The organism is Halomonas sp. MS1 (assembly GCF_024182575.1).
In the GTDB taxonomy this organism is placed as follows: domain Bacteria; phylum Pseudomonadota; class Gammaproteobacteria; order Pseudomonadales; family Halomonadaceae; genus Vreelandella.
In genome coordinates, this window is the sequence record NZ_CP098926.1 from 1,399,040 (window position 1) to 1,424,464 (window position 25,425).

The 25,425-nt window shown below is 54.8% G+C and carries 21 protein-coding genes and 2 pseudogenes; 14 read left to right on the forward strand and 9 right to left on the reverse strand.

The annotated features are described in order from the left end of the window. Positions 1–3 precede the first annotated feature (3 nt). From NF683_RS06215 to NF683_RS06235, 5 genes and pseudogenes are all read left to right on the forward strand, one after another. Positions 4–972 carry a helix-turn-helix transcriptional regulator gene (locus tag NF683_RS06215; RefSeq protein ID WP_253921567.1) on the forward strand — a complete coding sequence of 323 codons (969 nt, stop codon included), beginning with the start codon at positions 4–6 and terminating at the stop codon, positions 970–972. A gap of 186 nt (positions 973–1,158) precedes the next feature. Beyond that, a complete protein-coding gene (locus NF683_RS06220; protein ID WP_253921568.1) occupies positions 1,159–3,285 on the forward strand; it encodes a TonB-dependent siderophore receptor in 2,127 nt (708 codons plus the stop codon). A gap of 182 nt (positions 3,286–3,467) precedes the next feature. Next, the gene (locus tag NF683_RS06225; RefSeq protein WP_253921569.1) at positions 3,468–4,373 is read left to right on the forward strand and encodes an ABC transporter substrate-binding protein; all 906 of its coding nucleotides are present in this window, start codon (positions 3,468–3,470) and stop codon (positions 4,371–4,373) included. 86 nt (positions 4,374–4,459) lie between these two features. Then, positions 4,460–5,308, forward strand: a pseudogene (locus NF683_RS06230) (YifB family Mg chelatase-like AAA ATPase); the annotation flags it as partial. An 80-nt stretch (positions 5,309–5,388) separates the two neighbouring features. Further along, positions 5,389–7,158, forward strand: a complete 1,770-nt coding sequence (locus NF683_RS06235) for a hypothetical protein (protein ID WP_128082404.1) — start codon at positions 5,389–5,391, stop codon at positions 7,156–7,158. Positions 7,159–7,268: 110 nt separating this feature from the next. Here NF683_RS06235 and NF683_RS06240 read toward each other — a convergent pair whose 3' ends face one another. Continuing rightward, complete coding sequence (locus NF683_RS06240; protein WP_039175778.1) at positions 7,269–8,189, reverse strand: bile acid:sodium symporter family protein; 921 nt, start codon at positions 8,187–8,189, stop codon at positions 7,269–7,271. 205 nt (positions 8,190–8,394) lie between these two features. Between NF683_RS06240 and NF683_RS06245 the strand changes: the two genes are divergently transcribed. The 4 genes from NF683_RS06245 (at position 8,395) to NF683_RS06260 (ending at position 11,983) form a co-directional block, all read left to right on the forward strand. Continuing rightward, positions 8,395–9,309 carry a cation diffusion facilitator family transporter gene (locus NF683_RS06245; RefSeq protein WP_027965780.1) on the forward strand — a complete coding sequence of 305 codons (915 nt, stop codon included), beginning with the start codon at positions 8,395–8,397 and terminating at the stop codon, positions 9,307–9,309. Between the two features lie 113 nt (positions 9,310–9,422). Beyond that, entirely contained in the window at positions 9,423–10,100 is a 678-nt protein-coding gene (locus tag NF683_RS06250; protein ID WP_022521292.1) for a DsbA family protein, read from the forward strand. Next, a complete protein-coding gene (locus NF683_RS06255) occupies positions 10,100–11,089 on the forward strand; it encodes a M23 family metallopeptidase (RefSeq protein WP_051233885.1) in 990 nt (329 codons plus the stop codon). Before NF683_RS06250 ends, NF683_RS06255 begins: the two co-directional genes overlap by 1 nt. A gap of 111 nt (positions 11,090–11,200) precedes the next feature. Next, the gene (locus tag NF683_RS06260) at positions 11,201–11,983 is read left to right on the forward strand and encodes a ZIP family metal transporter (protein WP_027965781.1); all 783 of its coding nucleotides are present in this window, start codon (positions 11,201–11,203) and stop codon (positions 11,981–11,983) included. Positions 11,984–12,011: 28 nt separating this feature from the next. On the opposite strand, the gene NF683_RS06265 is transcribed toward NF683_RS06260, so the two are convergent. Then, a complete protein-coding gene (locus tag NF683_RS06265; protein WP_082051477.1) occupies positions 12,012–12,470 on the reverse strand; it encodes a MerR family transcriptional regulator in 459 nt (152 codons plus the stop codon). 86 nt (positions 12,471–12,556) lie between these two features. Between NF683_RS06265 and NF683_RS06270 the strand changes: the two genes are divergently transcribed. From NF683_RS06270 to NF683_RS06285, 4 genes are read left to right on the forward strand one after another with little or no spacing between them, the layout of a single operon-like run. Continuing rightward, positions 12,557–14,743 carry a heavy metal translocating P-type ATPase gene (locus NF683_RS06270; RefSeq protein WP_027965783.1) on the forward strand — a complete coding sequence of 729 codons (2,187 nt, stop codon included), beginning with the start codon at positions 12,557–12,559 and terminating at the stop codon, positions 14,741–14,743. Beyond that, positions 14,740–15,243 carry a signal peptidase II gene (lspA, locus tag NF683_RS06275; RefSeq protein WP_016916426.1) on the forward strand — a complete coding sequence of 168 codons (504 nt, stop codon included), beginning with the start codon at positions 14,740–14,742 and terminating at the stop codon, positions 15,241–15,243. Before NF683_RS06270 ends, lspA begins: the two co-directional genes overlap by 4 nt. A gap of 4 nt (positions 15,244–15,247) precedes the next feature. After that, a complete protein-coding gene (gene lnt / locus NF683_RS06280) occupies positions 15,248–16,780 on the forward strand; it encodes an apolipoprotein N-acyltransferase (protein ID WP_016916425.1) in 1,533 nt (510 codons plus the stop codon). A 53-nt stretch (positions 16,781–16,833) separates the two neighbouring features. Beyond that, positions 16,834–17,877 (forward strand): L,D-transpeptidase family protein, encoded by a 1,044-nt coding sequence (locus NF683_RS06285; protein ID WP_016916424.1) that lies wholly within the window; start codon positions 16,834–16,836, stop codon positions 17,875–17,877. 126 nt (positions 17,878–18,003) lie between these two features. On the opposite strand, the gene NF683_RS06290 is transcribed toward NF683_RS06285, so the two are convergent. The 6 genes and pseudogenes from NF683_RS06290 to NF683_RS06310 form a co-directional block, all read right to left on the reverse strand. Beyond that, positions 18,004–19,431, reverse strand: a complete 1,428-nt coding sequence (locus NF683_RS06290) for a hypothetical protein (protein WP_245846653.1) — start codon at positions 19,429–19,431, stop codon at positions 18,004–18,006. Beyond that, positions 19,428–19,931: a hypothetical protein gene (locus tag NF683_RS06295; RefSeq protein ID WP_027965784.1), complete on the reverse strand. Its 504-nt coding sequence runs from the start codon at positions 19,929–19,931 to the stop codon at positions 19,428–19,430. Before NF683_RS06295 ends, NF683_RS06290 begins: the two co-directional genes overlap by 4 nt. A gap of 162 nt (positions 19,932–20,093) precedes the next feature. Then, positions 20,094–20,516, reverse strand: a pseudogene (locus NF683_RS21410) (TniQ family protein); the annotation flags it as partial. Next, positions 20,516–21,400: a TniB family NTP-binding protein gene (locus NF683_RS06300; protein ID WP_022521282.1), complete on the reverse strand. Its 885-nt coding sequence runs from the start codon at positions 21,398–21,400 to the stop codon at positions 20,516–20,518. The gene NF683_RS06300 and the pseudogene NF683_RS21410, both read right to left, overlap by 1 nt. Continuing rightward, complete coding sequence (locus NF683_RS06305; RefSeq protein WP_016916422.1) at positions 21,397–23,325, reverse strand: Mu transposase C-terminal domain-containing protein; 1,929 nt, start codon at positions 23,323–23,325, stop codon at positions 21,397–21,399. The genes NF683_RS06300 and NF683_RS06305 overlap by 4 nt, the downstream gene beginning before the upstream one ends. Further along, the gene (locus NF683_RS06310; RefSeq protein ID WP_022521280.1) at positions 23,318–23,998 is read right to left on the reverse strand and encodes a heteromeric transposase endonuclease subunit TnsA; all 681 of its coding nucleotides are present in this window, start codon (positions 23,996–23,998) and stop codon (positions 23,318–23,320) included. Before NF683_RS06310 ends, NF683_RS06305 begins: the two co-directional genes overlap by 8 nt. 15 nt (positions 23,999–24,013) lie before the next feature. Here NF683_RS06310 and NF683_RS06315 point away from each other — a divergent pair, with 15 nt between their 5' ends. Further along, positions 24,014–24,802, forward strand: a complete 789-nt coding sequence (locus NF683_RS06315; protein ID WP_275050932.1) for an ATP-binding protein — start codon at positions 24,014–24,016, stop codon at positions 24,800–24,802. Here the strand turns inward: NF683_RS06315 and NF683_RS06320 are convergent. Beyond that, positions 24,799–25,377, reverse strand: a complete 579-nt coding sequence (locus tag NF683_RS06320) for an NADPH-dependent FMN reductase (protein WP_253921570.1) — start codon at positions 25,375–25,377, stop codon at positions 24,799–24,801. The two genes, NF683_RS06315 and NF683_RS06320, sit on opposite strands and share 4 nt — an antisense overlap. Positions 25,378–25,425 lie beyond the last annotated feature (48 nt).

Genomic DNA, 25,425 nt, shown 5'->3' on the forward strand with positions numbered 1-25,425 from the left:
GGAATGGCGACACTCGACACACTCGCGCCACTCACCACCTATGACCTGCTGGCCCTTGGTCAGCGCTTCGGGATCGATTACCGCTTTCCCGAAGCGCCCGACCGCTCCCCATCGCCTTACGTGGCTCGCGGGCGTGTGATCGATTTCGAGATCACCCCGGCCCTACGCGTGACGCACTCAGATCTTGACGTCCTGCACGCTTATGCCTCCACCTCCCGTCGTACCGCTCCGTGGTTTCTCAGTGTGATACTTGAGGGCTGCATCCACGTGGGGCTCGGCCACCAGTCATTTCAATTACAGGCTGGCGATGCCTTCAGTGCACACTTCAACCAGCAGACTGGGCTTGAGGTCTTCCAGCCGGCACCACAACGCTTACGCACCCTCAACGTATCGATTCTAGATGGCCTCGAGTCTCTCTCTTCCTCGCCCATCAACGTTGCCCCTCCAGCCACCCCAGTGCTACACACTTGGCAAGTACCGCCGCTCCTTCGCCATAGCCTAGAAACCGCGCTGACGTCGAACTGGTCAGCAGAACGGCAGTGCCTATTATGGCAAGGCCTCGCGCTCCAGTTACTCGCTCATGGCCTGCCTGCCGCTTGCCTGGAAACCGGCGATAAAAACACACAAGAAGGCCCCCCTCCGAGCCTTTCGCATCGCGACCACCAACGCCTGGAGCGCTTGCGCCAGCAGCTCGAACATTATCCCAACCAGCATTACCGGCTGGAGCAGTTGGCCCGAAATGCCGCCATGAGCCCTAGTAGCCTACGCACCAAGTTCCAGCGCTGTTACGGCTGCTCGATATTCGACTACCTACGGCGTTGTCGCCTGACCCAAGCTCAGGCGTACTTACGCAAAGGTTATAGCGTGCAGCAAACTGCCCACGCCTGCGGCTACCGCCACGCCAGCAACTTTGCTACGGCATATAAGCGGGCCTTTGGTGTCACTCCGCATGAGGTCTTCAAGTGTCGCTAACGTACTATCCATAACGTACAGCCCATAACGTACTATCCATAACGTCTTGCCGTAAGTTCCCCTACTCTGCATTTTTTGGCAGCACGCATAACCTCTTTGTCATAGCGCATACCTTTCCAAAGCAATTAAACGCAATAATTCTCATTAACACATTGGTTAATTGCTTCTCATTGCAGGTATACCTCCATGTCTTTTACGCCTCGTCGTTTGTTACGCTCTCCACTCAGTGCCGCTGTCATCGCGGCACTCACGGCACCCTCGGTTTACGCTCAGGCAAGTGCGCAGGAAAGTACTCTGGAAAGTACAGCGCTAGGCACTGTGACGGTAACCGCTCAGCAGGCGGCCACTAAAGTCGCCACCCCTTTTATTGAAACGCCGCAAAGCGTGTCTACGATTAGCCGCGAACAAATGGAACACCGTGGGGTAGACACCGTTCAGCGCGCCACCGACTATACGCCCGGTGTTTACAGCAATCAGGTGGGCGCCTCCAACCGCTTCGACTACCTGGTACTACGGGGCTTTTCTGACGGCAGCTTGAGCAACACCTTCTTAGATGGCCTTAAAGTGATGGGCGATGCCAACTCCCATAGCAGTATGCGCATCGATCCGTGGTTTTTAGACAGCATTGAAGTAGTCCGCGGGCCTGCCTCGGTGCTCTATGGCCGTGCCTCACCCGGTGGTGTGGTGGCGCTAAATAGCAAGCGCCCTGAATTTGAACCAGGCGGTGAGCTACGTTTTCGGGTAGGCAATAATAACCAGCGCAGTGCCGCCTTTGACCTCACTGGCCCGATTGGCGCAGAGCAGCGAGTAGCGTTTCGCCTGACCGGCATTGCCAGCACCGCTGACACCCAGTTTGGCCCCGCTGAAGAGGAGCGCTATGCCATTGCGCCGCGGCTAACCTGGGATATCACCGACGACACCAGCCTAACGGTTGAGGCCTACCTACAGGATGAACCCGAAGGCGGCTACCACTCCGGCGTGCCCTATGAAGGAGCGGTAGTGCCCAGAAACGGCAAGCAGATCAGTAACAACTTCTTTGATGGCGAAGCTGACTACAACGCCTACGAGCGTACTCAGCGCATGGCTGGCTATACCCTGGAACATCGCTTTAATGACGACGTAACGGGTCGCCAGCTACTGCGTTATCTCAATTCCGATGTGGTGCTTAATCAAGTCTATGGCTATGGCTGGACGTCACCCACCTCTGACGAATTAACCCGCTACTATTCTGGCAGCGATGAATCTCTGGAAGCTTGGACTATCGACAACCAGCTTGAAGCCACCGTCAGCAGCGGCTTTATGGATCACACACTGCTTGTCGGGGTCGATTATCAACAGCGGGAAAACGACGTATCGTGGCCCACTGGGTATTTCCACCCCATCAATGCCTTTAACCCTGTCTATGGCAGCGGGCCGATTGAATTTTACGCACCTACCCGTGAGCGCCACGAGATTGATCAAACCGGCGTTTATCTACAGGATCAAATCGCCGTCGATAACTGGCGCTTCACGCTAGGCGGCCGCTACGACTGGGTGAATATCGACAATACCAACCGCGATAGCGGTGACACCAGTTCACTTAGCGACACCCAGTTCAGCGGCCGCGCCGGTGTGGTCTACCTGTTTGATAATGGAGTAGCGCCCTACCTGAGCTACTCCACCGCCTTCACCCCTACTAGTTTTGTGGATGAGAGTGGCGACCTGCTTCAACCAATGGAAGGCGAACAGTGGGAGGCCGGCTTAAAACTCCAGCCTAACGGCAGCGCCAGCCAATTCAGCGCGGCGCTGTTCCATATCAGCCAAGAGAACGTCGCGACCAAGGTGCAGCCATCCGACCCTTATCGCGCGGTAGGTGAAATTGAATCCCAAGGACTGGAGTTGGAAGCACAAACCCAGCTAACGGATACCCTCTCGGTTCAGGCAGGCTATAGCTTCACCGACATCACCTACGCCAAAAGCGATGATGGCAACCAGGGTAACAACGCGATTTACTCCCCACGCCACCAAGTACAGTTGTGGGGCCACTACGAGGCCAATAAGGGCTGGCTAAACGGCGTGGATGTCGGTGTTGGCGTACGCCACTATGCGGATATTGCCGCCGATCGAGCCAACACTGAAACCGTCCCTGACTACACCCTGGTGGATGCCACCATTGGCTACGATCTAAGCCAGCTCGGCGTGGAAGGGGTGGAAACGCGCCTCAATGTGAACAACCTGCTGGATAAGGAGTACGTGGCCTCCTGCAACTCGCTGGAGTACTGTTACTTCGGCGCCGAGCGCGGTGTGACCGCCAGTGTTCACTACCGTTTCTAAACGCTCGTGCTAAGCGACGTTCCAAGCACTTATCTAAGCCCTTGTCTAAGCATTATTAATTTATTGTAACCCCACCTGCCCAGGCCACTCAGCCTGGGCATTTTTCCTTGAATACAGGTTTGCAAACAATAAATATTATCGTTTAAATACAGTTCTTATTTTCTGGATAGCCTCTCACCACCATGCGCCACACTAACCTGTTCTCTTTGCTCGCGCGCTGCGGGCTGTTCGCCGTTTGTATGCTGAGCGTTTCTACTGCCCAGGCGCAGTGGGCCACGGTGGACTGGACCATCGCTGAAACACTACTGGCCATTGATGCGCCGGTTAGCAGCGTTGCTCAGCAGAGCGATTATCACCAGTGGGTGGGCGAGCCACAGATACCCGACACTGCCACCGATATGGGACTACGCACCCAGCCTAATTTAGAACTGCTGGCCCAAGTGCCTCCGGAACAGACGCTGATCTCGCCCATGTTTGCCGGTTTGACACCGCGCCTGGAGCGCATTGCCCCGGTCACTTCATTCTCGCTCTACTCGCCCGGCACCGATACCTGGCAAGAGATGCAAACCCTGACCCGTGAGCTGGGCGAGTTAACCGGGCATCAGCCCCAGGCCGAGCAGCTTATTGAAGAGACCCAAACGTTGATGATCACGCTGCGCGAATCTCGCCCCCTTTCTCAGTCTGAAACTGCGCCGCTGCTGATGGTACAGTTTATGGATGCCCGTCACGTGCGGGTGTTTGGGGAAAACAGCTTATATAACGCCGTGCTGGAGCAACTTGAGCTGCCCAATGCCTGGGATCAACCCACCAATGCCTGGGGGTTTGCACTAGCGGGGATTGAAACGCTGGCGCGCTACCCAGAAGCAACGCTGGTGATCATCGACCCACTGCCCATCGGAGCCGAAGAGCAGCTCGCAAACAGCGGCCTGTGGCAGCAACTCCCCAGCGTCAGGCATGACAGGATAGTTCGCCTACCGCCGGTATGGAGCTTCGGCGCACTGCCCTCCGCCCAGCGTTTTGCAAGGGAGTTGTTTGCTGCACTGTCGGCAGGTAGCCCAGCACAAGTCACCGACTCAACTGTTAACTAAGGTCAGTTTTCCAGGCGCACGCTATTTTTAAACGTTCCAATTAACGTAGGGTTATCTCAGGAATAAAAAACTAGCGAGGGAGCGCCATGACACTAGCCATTGTGGCCACGCGCGCAGGGGTTGGGCTGGAAGCACCCGCCGTGCATGTCGAGGTACATCTAGCCAACGGCTTGCCGGGACTAACGCTGGTGGGTCTGCCAGAAACCGCCGTCAAAGAGAGCCGCGAGCGGGTGCGTAGCGCGCTCATCAATGCCGGGTTTGATTTCCCCAACACCAAGCGCATTACCCTCAACCTTGCCCCCGCCGACCTACCTAAAGAGGGCGGCCGCTTTGATTTGCCGATTGCGCTCGGCATTCTGGCCGCCTCTGGCCAGATTCCGGTGGATGCGCTAGAAGGCATGGAGTGCGCAGGCGAACTGGCATTGGATGGCAAACTACGTGCCGTGCCCGGCGTATTGCCCTTTGCTCTCGCCACACGGCGCGTCAACAAAGCACTGATTATTCCCCGCGCCTGTGCCGACGAAGCCGCGTTAGCGGGCGACTTACCGGTTCTACCTGCCGACACCCTATGGCAGGTCGTTGCTCACTTGCTGGGACAAGAGAAAATACCGCCCCACCAACTGTCTGCCTCGGTGAGATCCACGGCCCCCATTGCCGACTTAGCCGACGTTCGCGGCCAGCAGCAGGCACGCCGCGCACTGGAAGTGGCGGCCGCTGGTGGCCATAACCTGCTGCTAGCAGGGCCTCCTGGCACCGGAAAAACCATGCTCGCTAGCCGCTTACCGGGCATTTTGCCGCCGCTTTGCGAAGACGATGCGCTGCAGGTGGCCGCTGTGCGCTCAGTCTGCGGGCTACCGCTTGAAGCAGACTGGGGCCAGCGCCCGTTTCGCCAGCCCCACCACAGCGCCAGCGCCGCTGCGTTAGTGGGTGGAGGCTGTCATTTCCAACAATTGTTGCGACTAAACAATAATTGCTGCGACAATCTCTATGTTGAGTTTACATAGAGTGCGCCTTTGTGACCGTTTCTCTTAAACAATCCAGAACCTTTAGCTTCCATGATGGCACCCTAAAAAACGAGGCAGAGCGCTTGGTCGTTTGGTGGTACGGGCCTATATTTAAGAACAATCGCTTACGAAGCGTCCCTAAAATCCATATCTTCTTAAGAACCATCGACCATGAAAATAACTTAGGAGGCGTGATGAGACGTGAGACTGTCTTAACGCATCTTGGGCTATTGAGAATAGGGTCAGTATGGGAAAAGGGCGTGAGTAGCTCGCGTATTGCCTACGAGGAAAGAAAATTCTCCGTTTCTTTTTCTCCAGGCGGCTGGCGAATTGTCACCTTAGATGATTTACGACAATCAGGACGAAGCCTCTATACCGCTTTTCATGACTCGAACTACTTACCCCAGAAAAATCAGCACAAAACATACCTGATTGAATTTGACCTTCCAGATGGCAAACACTTGCTCATCCCTTGCACAGAATTTTTTATTCGCGTTTACGGCCGATCTTCTGAAATCAAGCGAGTGCTCGCCACTTACCCTTGGGAAGAAGTCAAAAAACGTCTTTATCGACCGCTTGATGCGCCTGCATCCCCAGGTACGTGGCCTGTCAAATTTACCTATCATGTTCATAAACACGATGCCATTTTGCTCGCGCATATGTTGTACGATCCGTATGCCAAGCGCGCTGCAAAATATATATATTCACAATTTGAAACCAGCTCCACGCCAGATGAGATGCTTTTAAAAGCCACCCCATGGTTTCAAGGCAGCGGGGAAATCTCTGTTTCTGGCGTTCCAATTGATGGTGGCAACACATTCCTAGGCTTGCAGATATTAGGCTGTACGCAGCCCGATGGTGCCACGATCCACCGCGAAAGAGAGAAGTCAACGACAGTACCAGCCACCGATGGCGATGATGCTCCCACTCAATTTCCCTATCATCAGCTTCAAGACATCCCCGATGTCATTGACCTGACGGATGATGAAGAGCCCGACCATGGCTCTTCTTGGCTAGACCTTCCTGAGGACGAATTCGTTATTTTAGGTAAGCCTCGCGCCGTCTTGGATAAACGATATACTCGAAAAAATGTGCCCGATACACGAGGCGTCCCCGTTCCGGGTGACGAAACTATTTTCTCCACTGGGGAGCCGCATGGATCAGGAAAAGGGGTCGGACAGGCCTCTATTCATGCTCCTATTACACTGGAATCACAGGGCTTTCTACGTGATATGTGGAATGCGCTTCTCTATTTGCAATCGGCCTATCCCGAAACGATTCGTGGCGTTAGCTGGTTTACCTTTGAAGACGGCTTTAGCACTTCCCCCGACCCTCGGTTGATCAGCCTCGAACCTTTCGAAATAGACGAGGAGGTGGAAACGTCAGTCGCTAATTGGGTTTACATTGATACTCAGACCAAGGTACCTCGCGGGGTGCTCGTCGTTCGGGTGCATGTGTTAGATCAAACGCTCTATCTCATGGAGATCCAACGACGCCCTCCAAAACCCAGAGCTGGCGGTAGCGAGGAGGCATCCAAGCCTCCTTCCTATAAAGGTTTAGTCTTCACGCTGAGCCACCAAGGCAGCTTCGAGCAGTGGTTACGCCAAGTGCTGTCTAACGTGCGGCACGTAGAAGGTGTTGTCCAAAAACTAGTTGGTCACTGCCCAGGATTCGCCGATACGTTCAAGCACCCTAAATCCAAAAAGGAACAGATACCCTGCGAAGCCTCTGTGTTAAATGCTTTTAGCAAGGTCAGTATTGGTCGCAGTGACTTAGCATAGGTACTATTTGCCACCTTTATGAGTAGCGGTGTCTGTTTTGTCGCTAAGAGCAACCTGTACACCCCGTGTGCAGGTTGCTCTTCTGACGAAGAGCCGATACGGCCATCCCTTCAGTGGCGGGCGAGGATCTTCGCTGCGATGGGCGAAGTGATCATTTGAATCACGGCAAAAAAAGCGGCTGGAATCGCGATCTCTGATGGCAAGCCGGAAACAGCGACAAACGCTGCAGCGATGCTGAATTCCTTTTTACTGACCGTGAAAAGATAGGTAATCACCTCTTTGCGATCAGAGGTGAGTAACCGTGAGGACATACCTACCAGGTACCCAATCAAATTGAGGCACAGGGCCGCGCCCGCAATCACAAACGCATACCAGCCATAGCCAATGATCGTGGTGGCATTCGGCCCGACCACGGCGAGTAGGATCAGCAGATACAGAATCGACCCTATCCCTGCATACGCTGAATCATGCCGTGCAAAGAAAGCCGAGAACTTTGTACGCAAGCTGACCCCAATCACGGTAGGAAGAAGCACGATTAGTGTTAATTCAAGAATAATTGATCCAAGCGGCACGTCTAACTGAAGGCCGGTGAGCCATAAAAACAGGAAGGGAACAATAAACGGACATAACGCGGTGTTGACTGCGTTGAAAACAGCGGCAAGCGCCACATTGCCTTTTGCCATCAGTACCAAAAGAGGAGAGGACACATCTGTCGGCAGCGTGCCGAGCAAGGTTTGGCCAGCAGCCAGCGGGCCGCTTCCAAAAAATAGACGGCCCGTTAGCCACCCGGCAATCGACATAGGCCCATAGACCAGCCCCAATGCCAACAACTGCCGTGACGGCTTTCGGAACACGATGCGCACTGCATGCGCATCGAATGTGAGGCTGATAATCAACATCAGTAATGCCAGTAATGGCCCAATCGCGAACTTAAGCATTATTCCGGTGGCCGGAAAGAGTAAGCCTCCCCCCGCGACGACGATTACAAACCAGACAAGGTGCGCCTCGACAAAATAAATGAATCTACCCATGGTGGATTAGACGTTACCGGTTGAAGTGGATTGAGCCCCGCACCTAAAACATGATCACCTTCGGCCCAGCGCGCCATGGCTCGCTTGGTAGCTAGGGACGTGCTTCCCAATCCAGCGATGCAAATAGATAATGCTCAAGGGTTGAAGCTTTAGTTGCTAGAGGTTTTATAGTACCAAGAACAGATAATTCGAGAGAAGGTAACAGATGGGACATCATCATGATCATCCCCACATTGATCCTGCCTCTGGCGACCGGCGCGTCAGCATCTCCATTTGGGCCAATGGGCTCTTAACCATCGCTCAAATCGTCGGTGGCATTATGGCGGGGAGCCTATCGCTGATCGCTGATGCGTTACATAACTTTTCTGACATGGCAGCATTAGTCATTGCCTTTGCTGCTCGTAAAATCGCCAGACGGCCTGCCGATGTGCATATGACCTTTGGCTATGGCCGCATCGAGATAGTGGCAGCACTCATCAATTACACCACCCTCATTATTGTCGGTGTCTACCTGATTTACGAAGGCGCTATGCGGATGGTCGATCCCCCTGAGATAGAGGGATGGACGATCGTGATTATTGGTGGCGTCGCGCTCGTCGTCGATGCCCTTACCGCCATGCTCACGTGGTCAATGCAAAAAGAGAGTGTCAATATCCGCGCCCTTTTTCTGCATAACTTATCGGATGCGTTTGCCTCCATCGCCGTGATTATCGGTGGTTCGCTTATTTTACTGTACGACATGCGCTGGGTAGACCCCGCGATCACGATAGGGATTGCGCTATATATTCTTTACCTAGCCTTCTCTGAAATTGGCGGCCCTATCCGTACGCTAATGCTGGGATCTCCCCCGGACATTGACGGGCAGGCAGTCGTTGAGACCGTACGAGATATCGAGGGAGTCCAGGATATTCACCATGTGCATCTATGGCAGATGCAGGAAAACATGGCAGCCCTTGACTGCCACGTGGTTCTGACAGAAACCGGCTGGCAGCAGCTTGAATCCGTCAAAGCAGAGATCAAGGAGCAGCTTAAAATGCGCTTCAGTATTGCTCATTCCAGCCTAGAGTTTGAGCATAGTGACCACGCGCATCAAAATGCCAATCTATATGGGCATGAGTGACAGACCGAGGCCGGCTCCCAGCTCAGGTAGATAGCGAGCAGCTTACTCCCATAGCGATTGGCTTATTTTTCAACCCTACTTTTCCACCCCATCGTTGAGACAGAGAGAGAAACATGTTCAAAAAAGCGTCTTTTATATTGGCCGGTACGTTAATGCTGACCGCTGCGATCGTCGCCGTATCGAAGCCTGCCCTCTTAGACATGCAAGCTCAGGCAGCAAAAGAGAGCGGTGTCCAGGCCGAGGACTCCTTGGTGCGTTCACACTCCCCCATCTTGGGACGAGAAGACGCGCCGGTGACGATTGTGGAATTCTTCGATCCGGCTTGCGAAGCCTGCCGTGCTTTCTATCCCCTGACAAAAAGTATTCTGGAAACCTACCCAGAAAAAGTGCGGCTCATCGTGCGCTACACTCCTTTCCACGGCGACGTATCGGACAAGGCCATTCGGGTATTAGAAGTTGCTCGTCGTCAGGGCGTCTTTGAACCGGTACTGGAGAGGCTGCTGGCTCGCCAGGATCAATGGGCTTCACATGGCAGTTTTGATGAATCCGCTATCCTCGATATCGCGAGCCAAGGAGGCCTTGATTTAGCGGCTGCCGAAGAGCAACTGACTTCTGCTGAGGTGCAGGCGGTGATTGACCAAGACATGGCGGATGTCAGAGCCAATCAGATTCGCCAAACACCTACCTTTTTTGTCAATGGCGAGCCTTTAGACCCCTTTGGTATGCAAGAGCTGATTGATGCCGTCGAGAGTGAAGTAGCGGAGATCTCTGGGGAAGAGGATGGCCAGTGATGCAGCGCTGGTGGTTACTAGGCTTGGTGGGCTTTTACCCCTTGCTAGCCGAAGCCAATTGGCAAACGCATCTGTCATTGCCTCCGTCTGAACTTAGCCCTGTCAAGTTACAGGCGGCTAGCGAGCAAGAAGGCACATTACCGCTCGATAGCGTTGATACCCTAACCTTTGGGCGTGATGTCGTCATTGATACCACCCTCTACGAGGCCTTGGCAGCAGAAGGTGTCCCAACGCGTTTCGCCACTAAACTGGAAACACTGCTCAGCGAGTTTATCGCAGCGCCGCTGGAGTTTTCTGGCAGTGAACGTATTCAATTAGTGTGGGAGGAAGATCGACGCCAGGACGGCGCCCGTGTTGGGCCACCACGCCTCAGTTATGCCGCTCTGCCTGATCAGGCAGAGCCCTTGGAGGTCATATGGCCGGTCACCCAAAAGGGGGACGTAGCTCTTTTCAAAAGCGACACCCTGCTAGGCACGTTGCGGTTGCCCGTGCTTAGTGCCCGCTTAACGTCTCGCTTTGGGAATCGGCGACATCCTGTGTATGGAGGGATGCGTCCTCATAATGGAATTGACTTGGCTGCGCCGACAGGAACGCCGGTCATTGCCACCGCACCTGGGCGCGTATCCTTTATGGGTCGCCAAGGGGGATATGGGCAGGTGATCGAGGTGGAGCACGACACAGGGGCAATCAGTCGCTACACACACCTTAGCCGATTTTCCCCACAGCTAGTGGTTGGGGATTTAGTCAATGCGGGAGAGTCGCTCGGAGAGGTAGGTGCCTCTGGGGTCGCCACGGGGCCCAACCTACATTACGAAGTGAGAGTCAATAACCAGCCTGTTGACCCCCTTGGTCAAGGTCAACGCATCATGCTAGGCGAACAGCCGACTCAAAGTGAATATCAAGCGTCACTTTACGAGGCAAGAGATCGCTTAGAACAAGCTATCGGTACGGCGTCACTTTATGACTTGATCTCGTTTAACGAGCCGTAACCACTCGTGCTTAACAACGTTGCATGGGGGTTAGTAACGTGAACGTGCGCTTGTCTCGTTATGGAACCCAAGCCGTGTAATCACTCATCTATCACAACACAGGTAATCGGTATGGAAGAGGTTTCTCCCGTCACCATGGGGGTATTGGCAAGCCTTGCGGCGGGCTTGATGACGGCTGTAGGGGCGCTTCCTGTCTTGTTTACCAAAACACCGAATCGTGGTGTTCGCGATTTAGCGTTGGGGTTCGCCGCTGGTGTCATGCTAGCGGCCTCTTTCTTCTCACTGATCATACCCTCCTTAGAAGCCTCGGAGCTGCGTTATGGCGGTAGCGTGGTACCTGCTGCCATTGCTTGTGCGGCCATTTTGCTAGGGATTGGAATGGTCGCACTACTGAACGAGCTCTTACCTCATGAGCACTTCGAACAGGGGCGAGAAGGGCCAGAGGCTGCCTCACTACGCCGTATCTGGTTGTTTATTATTGCCATTACGATACACAACCTGCCAGAAGGGCTGGCCGTTGGCGTGGCCTTTGGCGCAGGGGGAAGCGAAGGAGGCATGCCGCTAGCGATTGGCATTGGACTTCAGAATGCCCCAGAAGGACTGGCCGTAGCAGTATCACTGCTAAGCGTGGGCTATTCACGTTGGCGGTCATGGACGATTGCCGCCCTTACGGGGCTTGTTGAGCCGTTGGGTGGCTTATTAGGCGCTGGAGTCATCAGCATGTCACAAGCGCTACTGCCCTGGGGGTTGGCCTTTGCAGCGGGGGCGATGTTGTATGTGATCAGTCATGAGATTATTCCCGAAACTCATCGGAGCGGGCACCAAAAAAAGGCCACGCTGGGCCTCTCCATCGGATTGGTACTCATGCTGTTTTTGGATGTTTCGCTGGGCTAACCATTGGGCGTGGGGCGTAGCGTTAGTGCTAACCCAAGTCGTGAGCCCCTCCGTGCGATTTTTCAGTGATACAGAGCTGATGATCACTGATGACCTCAATGATTCGGCAGCTTTCCACTTTACCACCGGCACACTGTGTGACCATCCGTTGAAGCTCCTCACGCAGTATGGACAGTCGTTGAAGGCGGGACTCCACTTTCTTTAGGTGATGCGTGGCGATGGCATCGACTTCTTGGCAAGGCATATCAGGTTGATCTGACATGGCCAAAAGCTCTCGCACTGACTCCACCGAAAAGCCAAAGTCACGGGCATGACGAATAAAGGTCAAGCGCCGCACAGCGTCGTCTCCATAGCGGCGCTGTCCTCCGCCGGTTCGTGTCGCATCGCGCAACAGCCCAATACGCTCGTAATAGCGAACCGTTTCAGGTTTGCAATCGGCTCGTCGTGCTAACTCACCAATGCTGATACTTTGCCCCATCATCGACATGGTAAAACTCCTTACGCAGGGCTTGAAGCTGTAGTTGCTACAAGGTTTACACTTCAAAACCATAGCTCATTGGGAGAAGAGGCACCATGAAAACATCAACGCAGGCGACAGCGCCTACCGTCTTGACACTGCGTGTTGAAGGCATGGACTGCGGCGGTTGTGAGCGCAAGGTTGTGTCGGCGCTAGAGCGGCTGGACGGCATTGAGGAAGTCACGGCAAGCTCCGTCACAGGATCGGTGAAGATTCACCAGCGCGATCATGGAGGCCCCTCGCAACAGACCATTGAGGGCATCCTGAACGAACTAGGCTATCAAGTGACTTCCCCTGCTGGCCAAACACGCGCATCTGGTGCTTCATCCTCTTGGTGGCAAACCGCTAAAGGGCGCTTGGTCATTATCACGGGAAATCTGCTGATCGTAGCCTTCGCGCTTCGTTTAGCATGGCCTGCGCTGGGTAATGTGCCGTTCATTCTGGCCACGCTGGTCGGCTTAATGCCCATTGCGCAGAGTGCCTGGGGCGCCCTCAAAATGCGCAACCCCTTTACCATCGAGATGCTGATGTGCATCGCTGCGGTTGGCGCATTGGCCATCAATGCTGCTGCTGAAGCTGCGATGGTCGTGTTCTTGTTCGCCGTAGGTGAGCTACTCGAAGGGGTAGCTGCGTCACGGGCGCGCCGCAGTATCTCAGCCTTGGCAAACTTAACACCCTCAACGGCGAGGCTGATGGACAACGGCCATCTGCGTGATGTCTCGGCGGAGTCACTTAAACCCGGTCAGCGTGTGCTGGTGCGGCCCGGTGATCGCGTACCCTGCGATGGACGCATCCTGGTGGGCACCTCCGACATTGACGAGTCGCCGGTAAACGGCGAGTCCATACCTCGTTCGCGAGCGCCTGGTGATGACATTTTTGCTGGCACAGTGAATCTTGATGCCGCCCTGGAGGTGGAGGTAACACGAGGCGCTGATGACAATACGATCGCACGCGTTATTCGTCTGGTTGAAGAAGCACAGGCCGCCAAGGCACCGATAGCACGCTTTATTGATCGTTTTGCGTATTACTATATGCCCGCCGTCGTCTTACTCGCCCTACTGATGGCGATAGTGCCACCGCTGGTATCGACCATGGCATGGTCGGAGTCGATTTACCGTGCGTTAGCATTGCTGTTAATCGCATGCCCCTGCGCGTTAGTCATTTCCACCCCTGCCGCCATCGCCGCCGGTCTCTCGGCGGGAGCTCGGCGCGGACTACTGATCAAAGGGGGAGCCGTTCTTGAACAGTTAGGTAAGCTTCGCTTGGTGGCATTAGATAAAACGGGCACCCTCACTGCGGGTACCCCAAGAGTCACAGATGTGGAGTCTTGGATTGCTGAGGAAGACGATAACAGCGTATTGCGGCTCGCCGCCGCAATAGAGCGGGATTCCAGTCACCCTATCGCCACGGCTATCGTTGAGCATGCCCGACAGTCGGGCATCAACCTCCCCACCGTCACCGGCGGCCGCGCTCTGGCGGGGCGCGGTGTTTCCGGCCAGGTGGAGGGTCGCGAGCTGAGCTTAATGACGCCTCGTCACCTTCACGAGAAAGTCATCCTTGAGGAAAGTCTCAGTGCTCGGATTGTCGCGTTAGAAGAAGCCGGTAAGAGCCTCGCTCTCCTCGTCGAAGGCGAGCGTTTACTGGGCTTGATCGCGGTTCGCGATGAGCCACGCGAAGATGCCATGGAAGGCCTAGCGGCGCTATCCCGTTTAGGCGTACAGGCGGTCATGCTCAGCGGTGATAATGCCCGCACCGTCGCTGCCACGGGGGGTCGCTTAGGCATTGAAGCGTACGGCGAACTAATGCCTGAAGACAAGGCAGCGTATGTTCGAGACTGGCAAGCGGCAGGCCGTGGCCCCATCGGTAAAGTAGGCGATGGCATCAACGATGCACCGGCACTCGCGGCAGCAGATGTGGGTATCGCGATGGGGGGTGGCACGGATGTGGCGTTGGAAACCGCCGATGCAGCCTTGCTCAAGAACCGCGTTACCGGCATCGCTGAGCTGATAGACCTCTCTCGTGCCACGCTGCGCAATGTGAAAACCAACGTTGTTCTCGCCCTTGGCTTAAAAGCCATTTTCCTAGTTACAACGGCGCTGGGTATTACCGGCATGTGGATTGCGGTGATGGCCGATACCGGTGCTACCGTCCTGGTGACGTTGAACGCCATGCGACTGCTGGGTTACCGCTTTTCGCCCAGTACCGCAATGACAGGCCTGTCACAAGGAAAAACAACGTCATGAGAACAGCGCCAAACGATAGCCCTTCACGTCGCTGGCCATGGTTCACATTAGCTTGCGTGATGGCTCTAGCCGATCAACTGGTCAAGGAAATTGTGCATGCCCAGATGTCGTTTGGCCAAGTCATTCCGCTAACGCCGTTTTTTAACTGGGTTTATACCGGGAACACAGGAGCCGCTTTCAGCTTTCTCGCAGAAGCAGGGGGTTGGCAGCGCTACCTCTTTCTTGGTTTAGCGTTGGTGGTGGTCGTCGTATTGGTTGTGCAGCTATGCAAACCCCTGTCGCGCTTGGAGGCCTGTGCGTACAGCCTGATTCTTGGCGGCGCGCTCGGTAATACTGTTGATCGCTTAGCGCGAGGGTACGTCGTCGACTATCTGGACATTTACTGGGGCGAATGGCATTGGCCCGCCTTTAACATGGCCGATATCGCGCTATTTGCCGGTGTATTGATGTTCGCGGTGGCGTTATGGCGTGAAAGTCCTGCTTTTAAGCGCTCTGAGTAACGCTATGGATGTGGTCGATAAAGATAAAGAATATACGCTTTTTGCTGGGCGCTCCTCACCAATAGTCGATTGCGTTGTAGCGCTCGCCGCTGGGGTGCTGACCACCTTGAGTGCCGCCCCCTTTTCCCTATGGTGGCTTGGCCCAGTGAGCGTGGCACTGGTCTATTGGAGAATAGCGTCGCTAACGCCCGCCATGGCCACCCTGCGTGGGTGGTGCTATGGGGTAGGCCTGTTCGGTTCAGGCACGTCGTGGGTCTTCGTTGCTATTCACGATTTCAGTGGCACCGGGGCCTTGGTGGCGATGCTCCTCACCACTCTTTTTGTCAGCGTCCTGGCGCTCTTCTTTGCAGTCCCCTTTGGGCTCTATCGACGCATCACGGGGCCACGGTTCGCCTTTCTTAGCTTTGCCGGTATGTGGGTGGTGAGCGAATGGCTACGCACTTGGATGCTCACCGGCTTTCCCTGGTTATTGCTGGGCACCTCTCAGATTGATTCTCCACTAGCCCCATGGGCGCCCGTTGGTGGTGTGTACTTGCTGTCACTCATGACCGCGCTGACAGGTACGTTAGGGGTAGAGGTACTGCGTCGCCGCTGGAGTTTCCTTGTCCCAATGGCCGCCTTGTGGATCGTTCCATTCCTATTGCCCGCCCAATGGACAACCCCGGCTGGCAAGCCCATCCGGGTGGCATTGCTGCAAGGGAATCTTGACCAGCGCATTAAGTGGACTGCCCAAGGGCAGCGCGAAGCGATCAGTATCTACACGACGATGACACGGGAGCAAGCAAGGGATATCGATCTCATCGTTTGGCCTGAGGCAGCCCTTCCCATGCTTGAGCAGGAAGCACAGCAAATACTTGAGCAAGTAGCGTCCGACCTGGGGCCTGACACCGCCTTGTTGACCGGCATTTTGCAACGCGACAGTGAAGGGCGCTCTTATAACAGCGTCATAGGGCTAAATGATGTGCAGGGCGAATACCAGAAGGCGCACTTGGTGCCCTTTGGCGAGTATTTGCCATTCCAAAGTCTCCTCGCTGGCACCCTTGCTTTTTTCGACTTGCCAGTACCTCGCCTGACCCCAGGGTCAGGCGAACAGGCTCCGTTACACGTGGCTGGAGCCACCATTGGCAATGCCATTTGTTACGAAATCATTTTTGCCGACCATGTCGCCCAACAGGCGCGTAATGCCGAGCTGCTATTAACGGTTTCCAACGATACGTGGTTTGGGCGCTCCATTGGCCCACACCAACATCTTCAAATGGCGCGTCTACGTGCCTTAGAAAATGGTCGTCACCTACTTCGAGCTACCAGTAATGGCGTGACGGCCATCATCGATTCACAAGGTCACGTCACAGCCCGTGCCCCACAGTTTGAACAGGCCAGTTTAACGGGCGAGGTGACCCCGATGCAGGGCCTAACTCCTTTCACACGCACCGGTAGTGGCCCCGCTTGGATACTCGCTGCGGTGCTGACACTGCTCGGGTTACAACTGAACTTATCTCGATCAAAAAACGACGCATTAGATGAAAAAGGAACCTAGCGATGCTCTTGGCAAAGAACGCAGCAATACTTAAGAGATTCCTCCCATGGCCAATGCAGATCGGCTTCATCGTGAGTGTGATGGTTTCGTTTCTGGCATGGCTCCCTGTCGCCATGGCGGCACAACCTTCCACTGCCCAGGAGACGGAATGGCCCAAGGGGCATTACCCGCTACCTGAGGAAGGCAATATTATCGGAGAGGCTGACACCTTCATCGTGAAGAATTACGAGGATACTCTGATTGATATTGCCAGACGTCACAACCTTGGCTACCAGGAGATTGTACGTGCTAACCCAGAGGTCAGTATTTGGGTGCCCGGAGTGGGTACTGAAGTAACCATTCCAGGACGCTTCATCCTGCCGAATGTCGAGCGTACTGGGGTCGTCATCAATATCGCCGAGCTGCGGCTTTACTACTACCCAGATGTCAAAACCGGTGAGACACCGCGCGTTGAGACCTATCCTATCGGCATCGGTCGCGAAGGGTTTGATACACCCCTTGGTGTGACCGAGACCACCATGAACATTAAAAACCCCGCATGGTACCCGCCTGAGTCGGTAAAACGTGAAGCGGAAGCACGCGGCGAAACCGCACCAAGCGTTGTACCGCCCGGCCCCGATAACCCGCTAGGAGACCATGCCATCATCCTAGGCTTCGATGGCTATTTGATTCACGGCACCAACCAGCCCGATGGCATTGGCATGCGCGCAAGCCGAGGTTGTATCCGCATGTTACCCAAAGACATCGAATCTATATTTGACCGCATTCCACCCGGCACCCAAGTCAACATCATCAATCAGCCGATCAAGATAGGTTGGGAAGGCGGTCAGCCGCTGATTCAAGCCTTTCCGCCGCTTGGAGAAGAAGAGCACAGTATGACCGCACTCACAGAGACCATGACACGCCTTAACCAATACAATGTCGATAACGTAAACCTCGATTACGAGCAGCTCAGCGATGTCCTGTCACTCTCTAACGGGCTTATAACCCCACTACATCCAAAGCAGGAACAGGAGCCACAGCGCCACAGCCCAGAAGAGAAGGCTATCAAGGGCATTTATGAAGACCTGGTTTTGACGTCATCTCAACGGTCATGACACGCCTTTTGGCACCCCGTTGAGCCCTGGCATATAGGTAGAGAGCCATAGCCCCGTCCAAACGGCGGGGCGACATTCGCCTACAGAGTCGCGGGGCCCTCCAAGTGACTGCGCGCTATCAGTGTCTTAGCACTCAATATCCAGAGGCAGCCAGTAGGTAACGCCACCCACTACCACCTGTATCCCGTCTGTCGTCCGCTCTACGGTCTGTTGTCGAAGCATTTTCTGCGTTAATTTTGTGTCATGGAAATACTCCATGGCAGCAACGATCCATGCCTCCCTCCAGGCCTCTCCTTGATCAGCACACCGGGCCATCGTCATCAGGGTGCGGGCTAGTGTTTCTTTTCGCCGCTTTCTTGCCCGTTTTACATCCACCCGAGGAGCCAACGTGGTGGCATGTTGGCGATTTAAGAAATTAGTAAACCCCGTGACCGAGGCTGCTTGTCCGGGCACCGCATGCAAATAGTTGTCCACATCGCCCTGTTGAGGCAGTCGCTGCCCCTCCCGGTCAGTAGCGAGTAGCAATGCGGCTGCCGCTCTTAGTGCAAGTCGTGCGGAGGTGTGGGACGTTTTGCCCGCCTCTATACGGGTTTCCAATTGCAGCCAATAGGCTTGCAGCACTTGGTCTGATAGCGAAGCGAACGGCATAGAACTGAGACACGCTTGAATACGTCTTTTCTCTGAGTCGATCCGCTTTGCTTGGTGATCCGGCTCTACCCCTTGCTCTTCATGCAACCATCGCATGGGAAGCCTCACACGCCGCAAGCCCTCCGCCCCGAAGTGATGAAGTAGCTCCGAATAGCTCGGTATCCGTGACCATGCCTGGTCGAGCTCAAGGAAGAACGAGAAGAAATGATTGATCTTGAGGGCAGCCTTATGCGGCCCAGTGATACGAATCAGCCATTCACCAAATTCCCCAAAGGCCTCACTTAACGCTTTGGTAGTGATACCGGCTTGGCCAATGGTGATGCGTTTACGGCATGTTCGCGTCCAATAGCAGGGCTCACAGGCATCACCTCGACCCGCTGGCATGGGATTACCACACGATGGGCAGGCAATTTCCCCTTGCTCATTACAGGCTTTGCACAACGCATCCCCGTTGGGTGCCACCACCAATAAACGATGTCGACGACATGCAGAACAGGTACCGTGGTCTGCTGTCGAACAGCGTGGACATAAGCGATGATCATGCCCCATACGCGCCACTCGGGTAAGACGTTGAGATGCTTTCCCACACGCCTCGCAGGGCTCTGGTTCTTTGAAATAGGGAGCGCAGGCGATACAGACAGGGCCGTAGGGAGTGACCTTGCCGATGTTGTAGTCTGAACTGGCTTTTCCACATCGTGCACACGGTTTGTCAACGTTGCACTGACGACAGACGGCGTCTGGGTCATTCTTAGGCAGACGGGCTAACTCACCACATCGTGGGCACATCCGCCGCTTAAACACACGAGCATAGCAAGTTGAACAGTAGCCGTGCCCTTTATGGCGTCGCCACAATTTGGAGACTTCTCGGCCACACTCATCGCAGTCGACCGTTTGGTGTTGATTCAAGAGGTTGGCTCCGCTTTCATTCTGCGTTTTAAACGCGCCCATGAGGCTCTAACAGCGCGTTCCGACATGGGGCGACAAGCCGGGGGAACACGGCGGCGATGCGGCCCATGAGGGTGGTGAGATAACCGTGATAGCAGCGGCAACAACACAACGGGGGGCGACCTTCGGGGATCATGAAGCGCGCTCGTTTTGACATTGCACGCGACCAGAACGCTGAACGTTTCTTCAAGGCCCATACTGAGCAAGCGTTCCAACGCTACCAATAAGGCACTACGCTCGCTGACAGCCAGCAGCTCAAACGCCAGGCCAGACACAGGCATTCGGCAATCCGTAACCGAAATGCCCAATGAAAGAAGCGCATCGGCCAGGGGTGACACAGGCCGCCGACTTGCACGCCGTATAACGCCAATAAAAAAGGCCACCATAGAAAACCAATCGGCGGGTGCGATAGAGGCCTGCCTAAACGTCACCTTATCCTGTTCTAACACACGATCAGCCATCACTTGAACACTGAACGCTTCAGGTAAAGGCGACGTGCATACCGCCTTTCTAAAATCGTTATGACACCGGCTGCATTGAGCTAAATGTTGATCTTCCGCTGTCAGGCGATGGGGCTCTATAGGGGCCTTGCATGCTGGGCACTCATCTACCAGCTGCACCCCATGAAAGCGGCACCCAGTGTGCCAAGCGAATCGCCAGTGCCGGCGCAAGTAGGGGGTTGAGTCCTCTGCCAAGCACAACGTGCATACCTGTTGTCCTCCATGGCGGGTTCGATTTCGGCTGCCGAGTGCCAACAACCAGGGCCAAGTCCGGGTTTCCGGTAACGAGTAACCGACCACTTTCTCACAATCGTCCCGCATCCCCGCTTTCTGAAACTTAGCGGAAGATATCCCCGAGGCATTCACTAATGGGCGCATTCTTGCGAGGGGTATTTCCCTATCAATGTCCCTCGTCCATATACGCCATGTTGGCCAAATAGCCCCGGTGAGCGACAAAGGATCACACCCCTGTCGCAACGCCGCCCGAACGAGCCATGATGAAAGGGACTCCTCAGGCAGCAGGGGCACACTCAGCGCCCAGGTCATTACAGCATCACTTCCCTAATGCCACGGGTGGGCCGCACCCATGATTTACTCTGAATAATTTTCTCATCGATGCACTCAGCTCCAGACAAAATAGCGGCATTTGCACACTCAATCAGCAGCCGGTGCAGGTCACCCAAATTACCGCCAGAAATCGCGTGGAGCTGGGTCGCCAATTGGGGCTCATGCAGTTGGGAAGGATGTTTGAGAGGTAATATCTTCTCAAAGCCAGCGAGCAGCTTCTGAAACTCCTGATTGAGCTCCCACTTTGGTAACGCGACCACATCAAAGCGACTCGCATGCTGTGGGTCTGAATGCAGCACACGCACAGCATCTTGCGTCCCCACACCAACGATGGGAATCATTAGCTCATTGCATAAAAGCTTAATGGCATTCATCGTTTCGCGCTGCTTAACAGCACCACCGGTTAACAGAGAGTGAAACTCATCGATGATCAGTAAGCGCGTATGGCAAGCACGCAGTTGATGAATCACCTGGTAGCGCAGCTTGGGAACAGGATCTGTAGGCCGGTAGGGAGCCCAGAAACTCTCTAGCACTGCGATATACAGACTTTTCTCATCGGCACTCGGGGGAGCCTGAGTGACAACAACAGGCTTCACGGGCTCTACGTCTTCATTCACGTAGCCTTCACCGTACTGCTTACGAAACCGTTGAACGATGGTTGTCTTTCCGTTGTTGGAGTCACCCACGAGCAAGAGGTTAGGCATACGAGGACGACTGGGCTTCTCCATCAACCCACGCATGACCTCAATGACACGATTGGCCAATGGATAGCCCAACCAGCGCGGTTGATCCATAAACTCCATTCGCTCTTTAGCGGACAGCCCCAAGACGTGACGAAGATCAGGATGAAGGTGTGTGCTCATGCTATGTCCCAGTTCACATCGATATCACCCGTTAAAAGACCGTCCCCTTGAGCGGGTGTCTCTTTAGGGGCCGCAGTTGAGGGCGCATGTAAAAGGGGATCTGCAGGCGTCACCTTCTTCTCATGCTCTTTACGTCGTTGTGCCTGACGGCGACTTCGCTTAGTACGTGCTTGCGACTCCTCCACATGGGTTCGCAGCTCACTAATAGCGCGTAGAATTTCAGTCTCATTGACCGAGTTTCTTCCTTCCTGCCGAAGGCGCGCTTTAGCTTGGGCATACTCCCAAACACTCATCGAGGGGAGGGCAAGATTGGCAAAGGGCACGCGAAAATAGTGCCCGAGCTCCGGGTCTTTGAACCAAATGACACTAATGTCGCGAGGGTCGCGCCGGAAAACAAAGGTGCGTTTCTTGTCTGGCATGTCTGGATCTTTGGCATTGATCCAAGGTCTTAGCGCTTCATCGTAATAGTTTATGCCATCGATGGTCACACCAAAGGTCTGGATCGTACGCTGAAAGCTGGGCAAAAAATCGAGCAATACAGAGAGCCTGTCAGCAGGCCTCGGCGCTAATCCCACTCCCTGCACATCCGCATTGCCAAACACACCAATTTCCCACTTTTTCATCGGCGACATACCAATCCCAGAATGAAGGCGCTGGTGGTAAACCTTGCAAATCAACGTCACCAGCCACTCTTCAAACTCGCTTTTCGTCATGGCCGCGTGCTTCTCTGGATCGTATCCCTCTTTCTCTTTAATGGAGGAGAAGGTCGTCCCAGGCAGGTTATGGATTTCCTTTAGAAGAGAGCCCAGTACCCGCTCAATGTGGCCACCATAACGAGGCTGCTTAACAGGCCGAAACTCAAGGTTGACCCCATAGGCTAGGCATGAGCGCCGAAACGTCTCAGAGCGAAAATCTGGGCCGTTATCGACATGAATCGTGGCGGGTGTGCCCCATACCGGCCACTCAGCCTCCACATTATGCAGTAGCAACCACTCATCTTTAGGAAGCATGGAGTGCGCCACACACATGCCGACAGATGTTTCAGAGGGCGGGTCAAACGACAAGTAATACCCCGTGACCATGCGAGTAAACACGTCCATGGCCAACGTAATCCATGGGCGACCAATCGGCTTGCGATACACGTCATCGACCAAAATAATATCGGCAGGCGTGTGGTCAATCTGCATAACGGCTAACGGATAGTCCGCATTGGGAAATTTTCCGGCAGCCGGCTGGAACTTGTTAATGGCTTTGTCTCTAAAACCATGGCCACGCAACCGGTCACGCTCTGGGATATCACGCAGACGAGCACGAACGGTACCAGGGCTCGGCGGGTCGATGCGCCGTTCATGGCAGCGCCGCATGACTTCCTGTACCGCTTTTTGTGCGGACGGACGCTGCAGCGTCAAATACACCTCTTTGATGACTTCCTGAATCACTGCCTCGGCATGCGCGGGAATACGCGACTTTCCCTTCTTCCACCCTGGCTTTTGAGGAATCAATGCGAGCACCGAGCCCGTCGCTTTATACCGCTTCAACCAACGGTAGATCGTAGCCGTATCAACCCCCGTTTGTTTCGCACGCTCCTCCGCTGCATCCCGCCCCACCGTATGGCGATCCACCAAGGGCTTAATGATGGAAAAGCGATGCTCGGCCTCCCGCCAATCGGCATCCCCAATCTCGGACATATCCTGCTCAGGGGATACGGACCCGCTATTGAGAGGCGCTAGTTCTTTGATGCGAAGCGGGCAACTACGCCCGGACTCAACGGCAATGCCAATGACTGTCTCAAAATCGAGCACCTGGGAAATTCGGTAAACGGTGCCATCTTTCTGAACCTGCTCACCCACCATAATCTGCAAGTGTTGGCGTGTTTGGGCGACGCCGTTATTGGGTTCAGTTGCGCTGCCACGATGGTTATTCATAATCGGGTACCCATACCTCCGATAGAGGACTGAAGGATTGGGCCATATCGCAATCTAACTGCCGAGTCGCCAGTAGATGCCATAAATGCGCAATCCCCTCTGCCCGGTAAATATCGCCCATAAAGTGCCGAGAAAGCAGGTAATCCAAGGTCGCCACCCCCATTTCCCTCACCGTGTTGAGGACTGCCTGGCTTTCGACAGAGGGAAACACCATCCGCTTGTAGCGCGCTAGGAAGGTAATGTTGTCCAAGGTCTTATCACGAATGCGGCTTTCATCATGAATGCGAAACGCCCAGCCCTCATTGTTGGCATGCCGTATCGCCGCCTTCCATTTAGGCGACCATTCACGCCAATGTGCTTGCCACTTTTCCCGTGGTTTGACCTCCACCAGGAGAGGTTTTGGGTAATCCCTGTAATGACGGTTACCGAGACGGTAATAAACCAAATAGTCAGGTGTGTAGGTGTAGCGCCTACCGGTCACGGGATGATGAAACGGGATCTCGCACGGCTGGGATATCACACCAAGGACGCTCACATCAAAGTCAGCCTTGATGAGGAAATCACGTTCGAGCGTCGACTCGAACGCAATAGACTCCTCCCCGCGAAAGGCATAGTAGCCAGACACACTTCGTCGGGTAGGGCCGATTTTACGAACGGATGTAGGCAGTGGCATGGGCAGTCGCACCAAATGTTGAATAAAACAAGACCTGTCGCATCAATTGCTATTAATTCTGTCGCACTCAATCCTGTACAGACTACCATAATAGCCCGATATTACGCCCTGAGGGTCGCACTAATTGCTGAAAATGACAGAGGCTCAAAACCCAAACCTGGGGAAATCTCGCTTGCTCACCACGGCGTGCTGTTTTTAGACGAGCTGCCGGAGTTTTCGCGCAACGTCTTAGAAGTATTAAGGCAGCCACTAGAAACGGGGGAAATTCACCTCTCACGCGCCAGTCATGAGCGCCGTTACCCGGCACAGTTTCAGCTCGTTGCCGCCATGAACCCCTGCCCCTGTGGCCACTTGGGCGATCCGCGTCAGCGCTGCCAGTGCAGCGCCAGCCAGATTCAGCGCTATCAGGCACGCCTTTCTGGCCCGCTGCTAGACCGCATTGACCTGCAAGTGGAAGTGCCCGCCCTACCGCCGGAGCAGCTCACCGCCCAAACCCAAGGCGAACCTTCCAACGCCGTGCGCGAGCGGGTGATGGCCGCCCGAGAGCGCCAAATGGCGCGAGGCGCACTCAACAGCCAACTAAGCGGCAAAGCCTTAGAAGCCGCCTGCGCACTTAACGATGAAGAGCGCGCCTGGCTGGCAGGCGTGCTGGAAAAGCTCAAGCTCTCTGCCCGTGCTTACCACCGCGTCCTGCGGGTCGCGCTTACCCTGGCCGACCTACAAGGCGAACCCAAGCCCACCCAGCCGCACTTTATCGAGGCTATCGGCTACCGGCAGTTGGATAGGCTGTTGAAAGGTGCCTAGCGATGGTGATTGGCCATTACATCGACAAGCCGTTGGCATAAGGCGTCGAGCTTTCCACCCGTCGCCTCATCCTTGAGCGCGCCTGACTCGTTAAACGCACTGCCTGCCTTCGGCAATGATAGTGGCTGCGGCAGTACGGTCAAACTCAGATTGGCCAACAATTGCTGTCCAAGGGGCAATGCTCGAATACCGCCCAGCCCACCAGGGGATGCCGCTACCAGCGCAGCCCACTTACCGGCAAATAACTTGAGCCCCGGCGTATCCTGGTAGGGTCGTGACAGCCAGTCCAGTGTGTTTTTCAGCAGCGGCGTGATAAAGCCGTTGTACTCTGGCGAAGCGATCATCACTGCTTGGTGATCGGCCAGTATTTCGCGTAGCTTCAGTACATTATCAGGCATGCCCTGGGCTTCAATATCTTCATCGAACAGCGGGCAAGGGTAGTCTTTTAAATCGATAAAGGTCGCTTTTCCACCCAAGGCCTCAATACGCTTGGCGGCAAGCTTTGCGAGCTGTTTGTTAAGCGAGCCTTCACGAGCACTGCCCGCTAATACGAGAACTTTTGCTACTGATGCCATACCACTTCCTCTTTATAAGAACGTGTTTGAAAGACTCACCATTTAGCA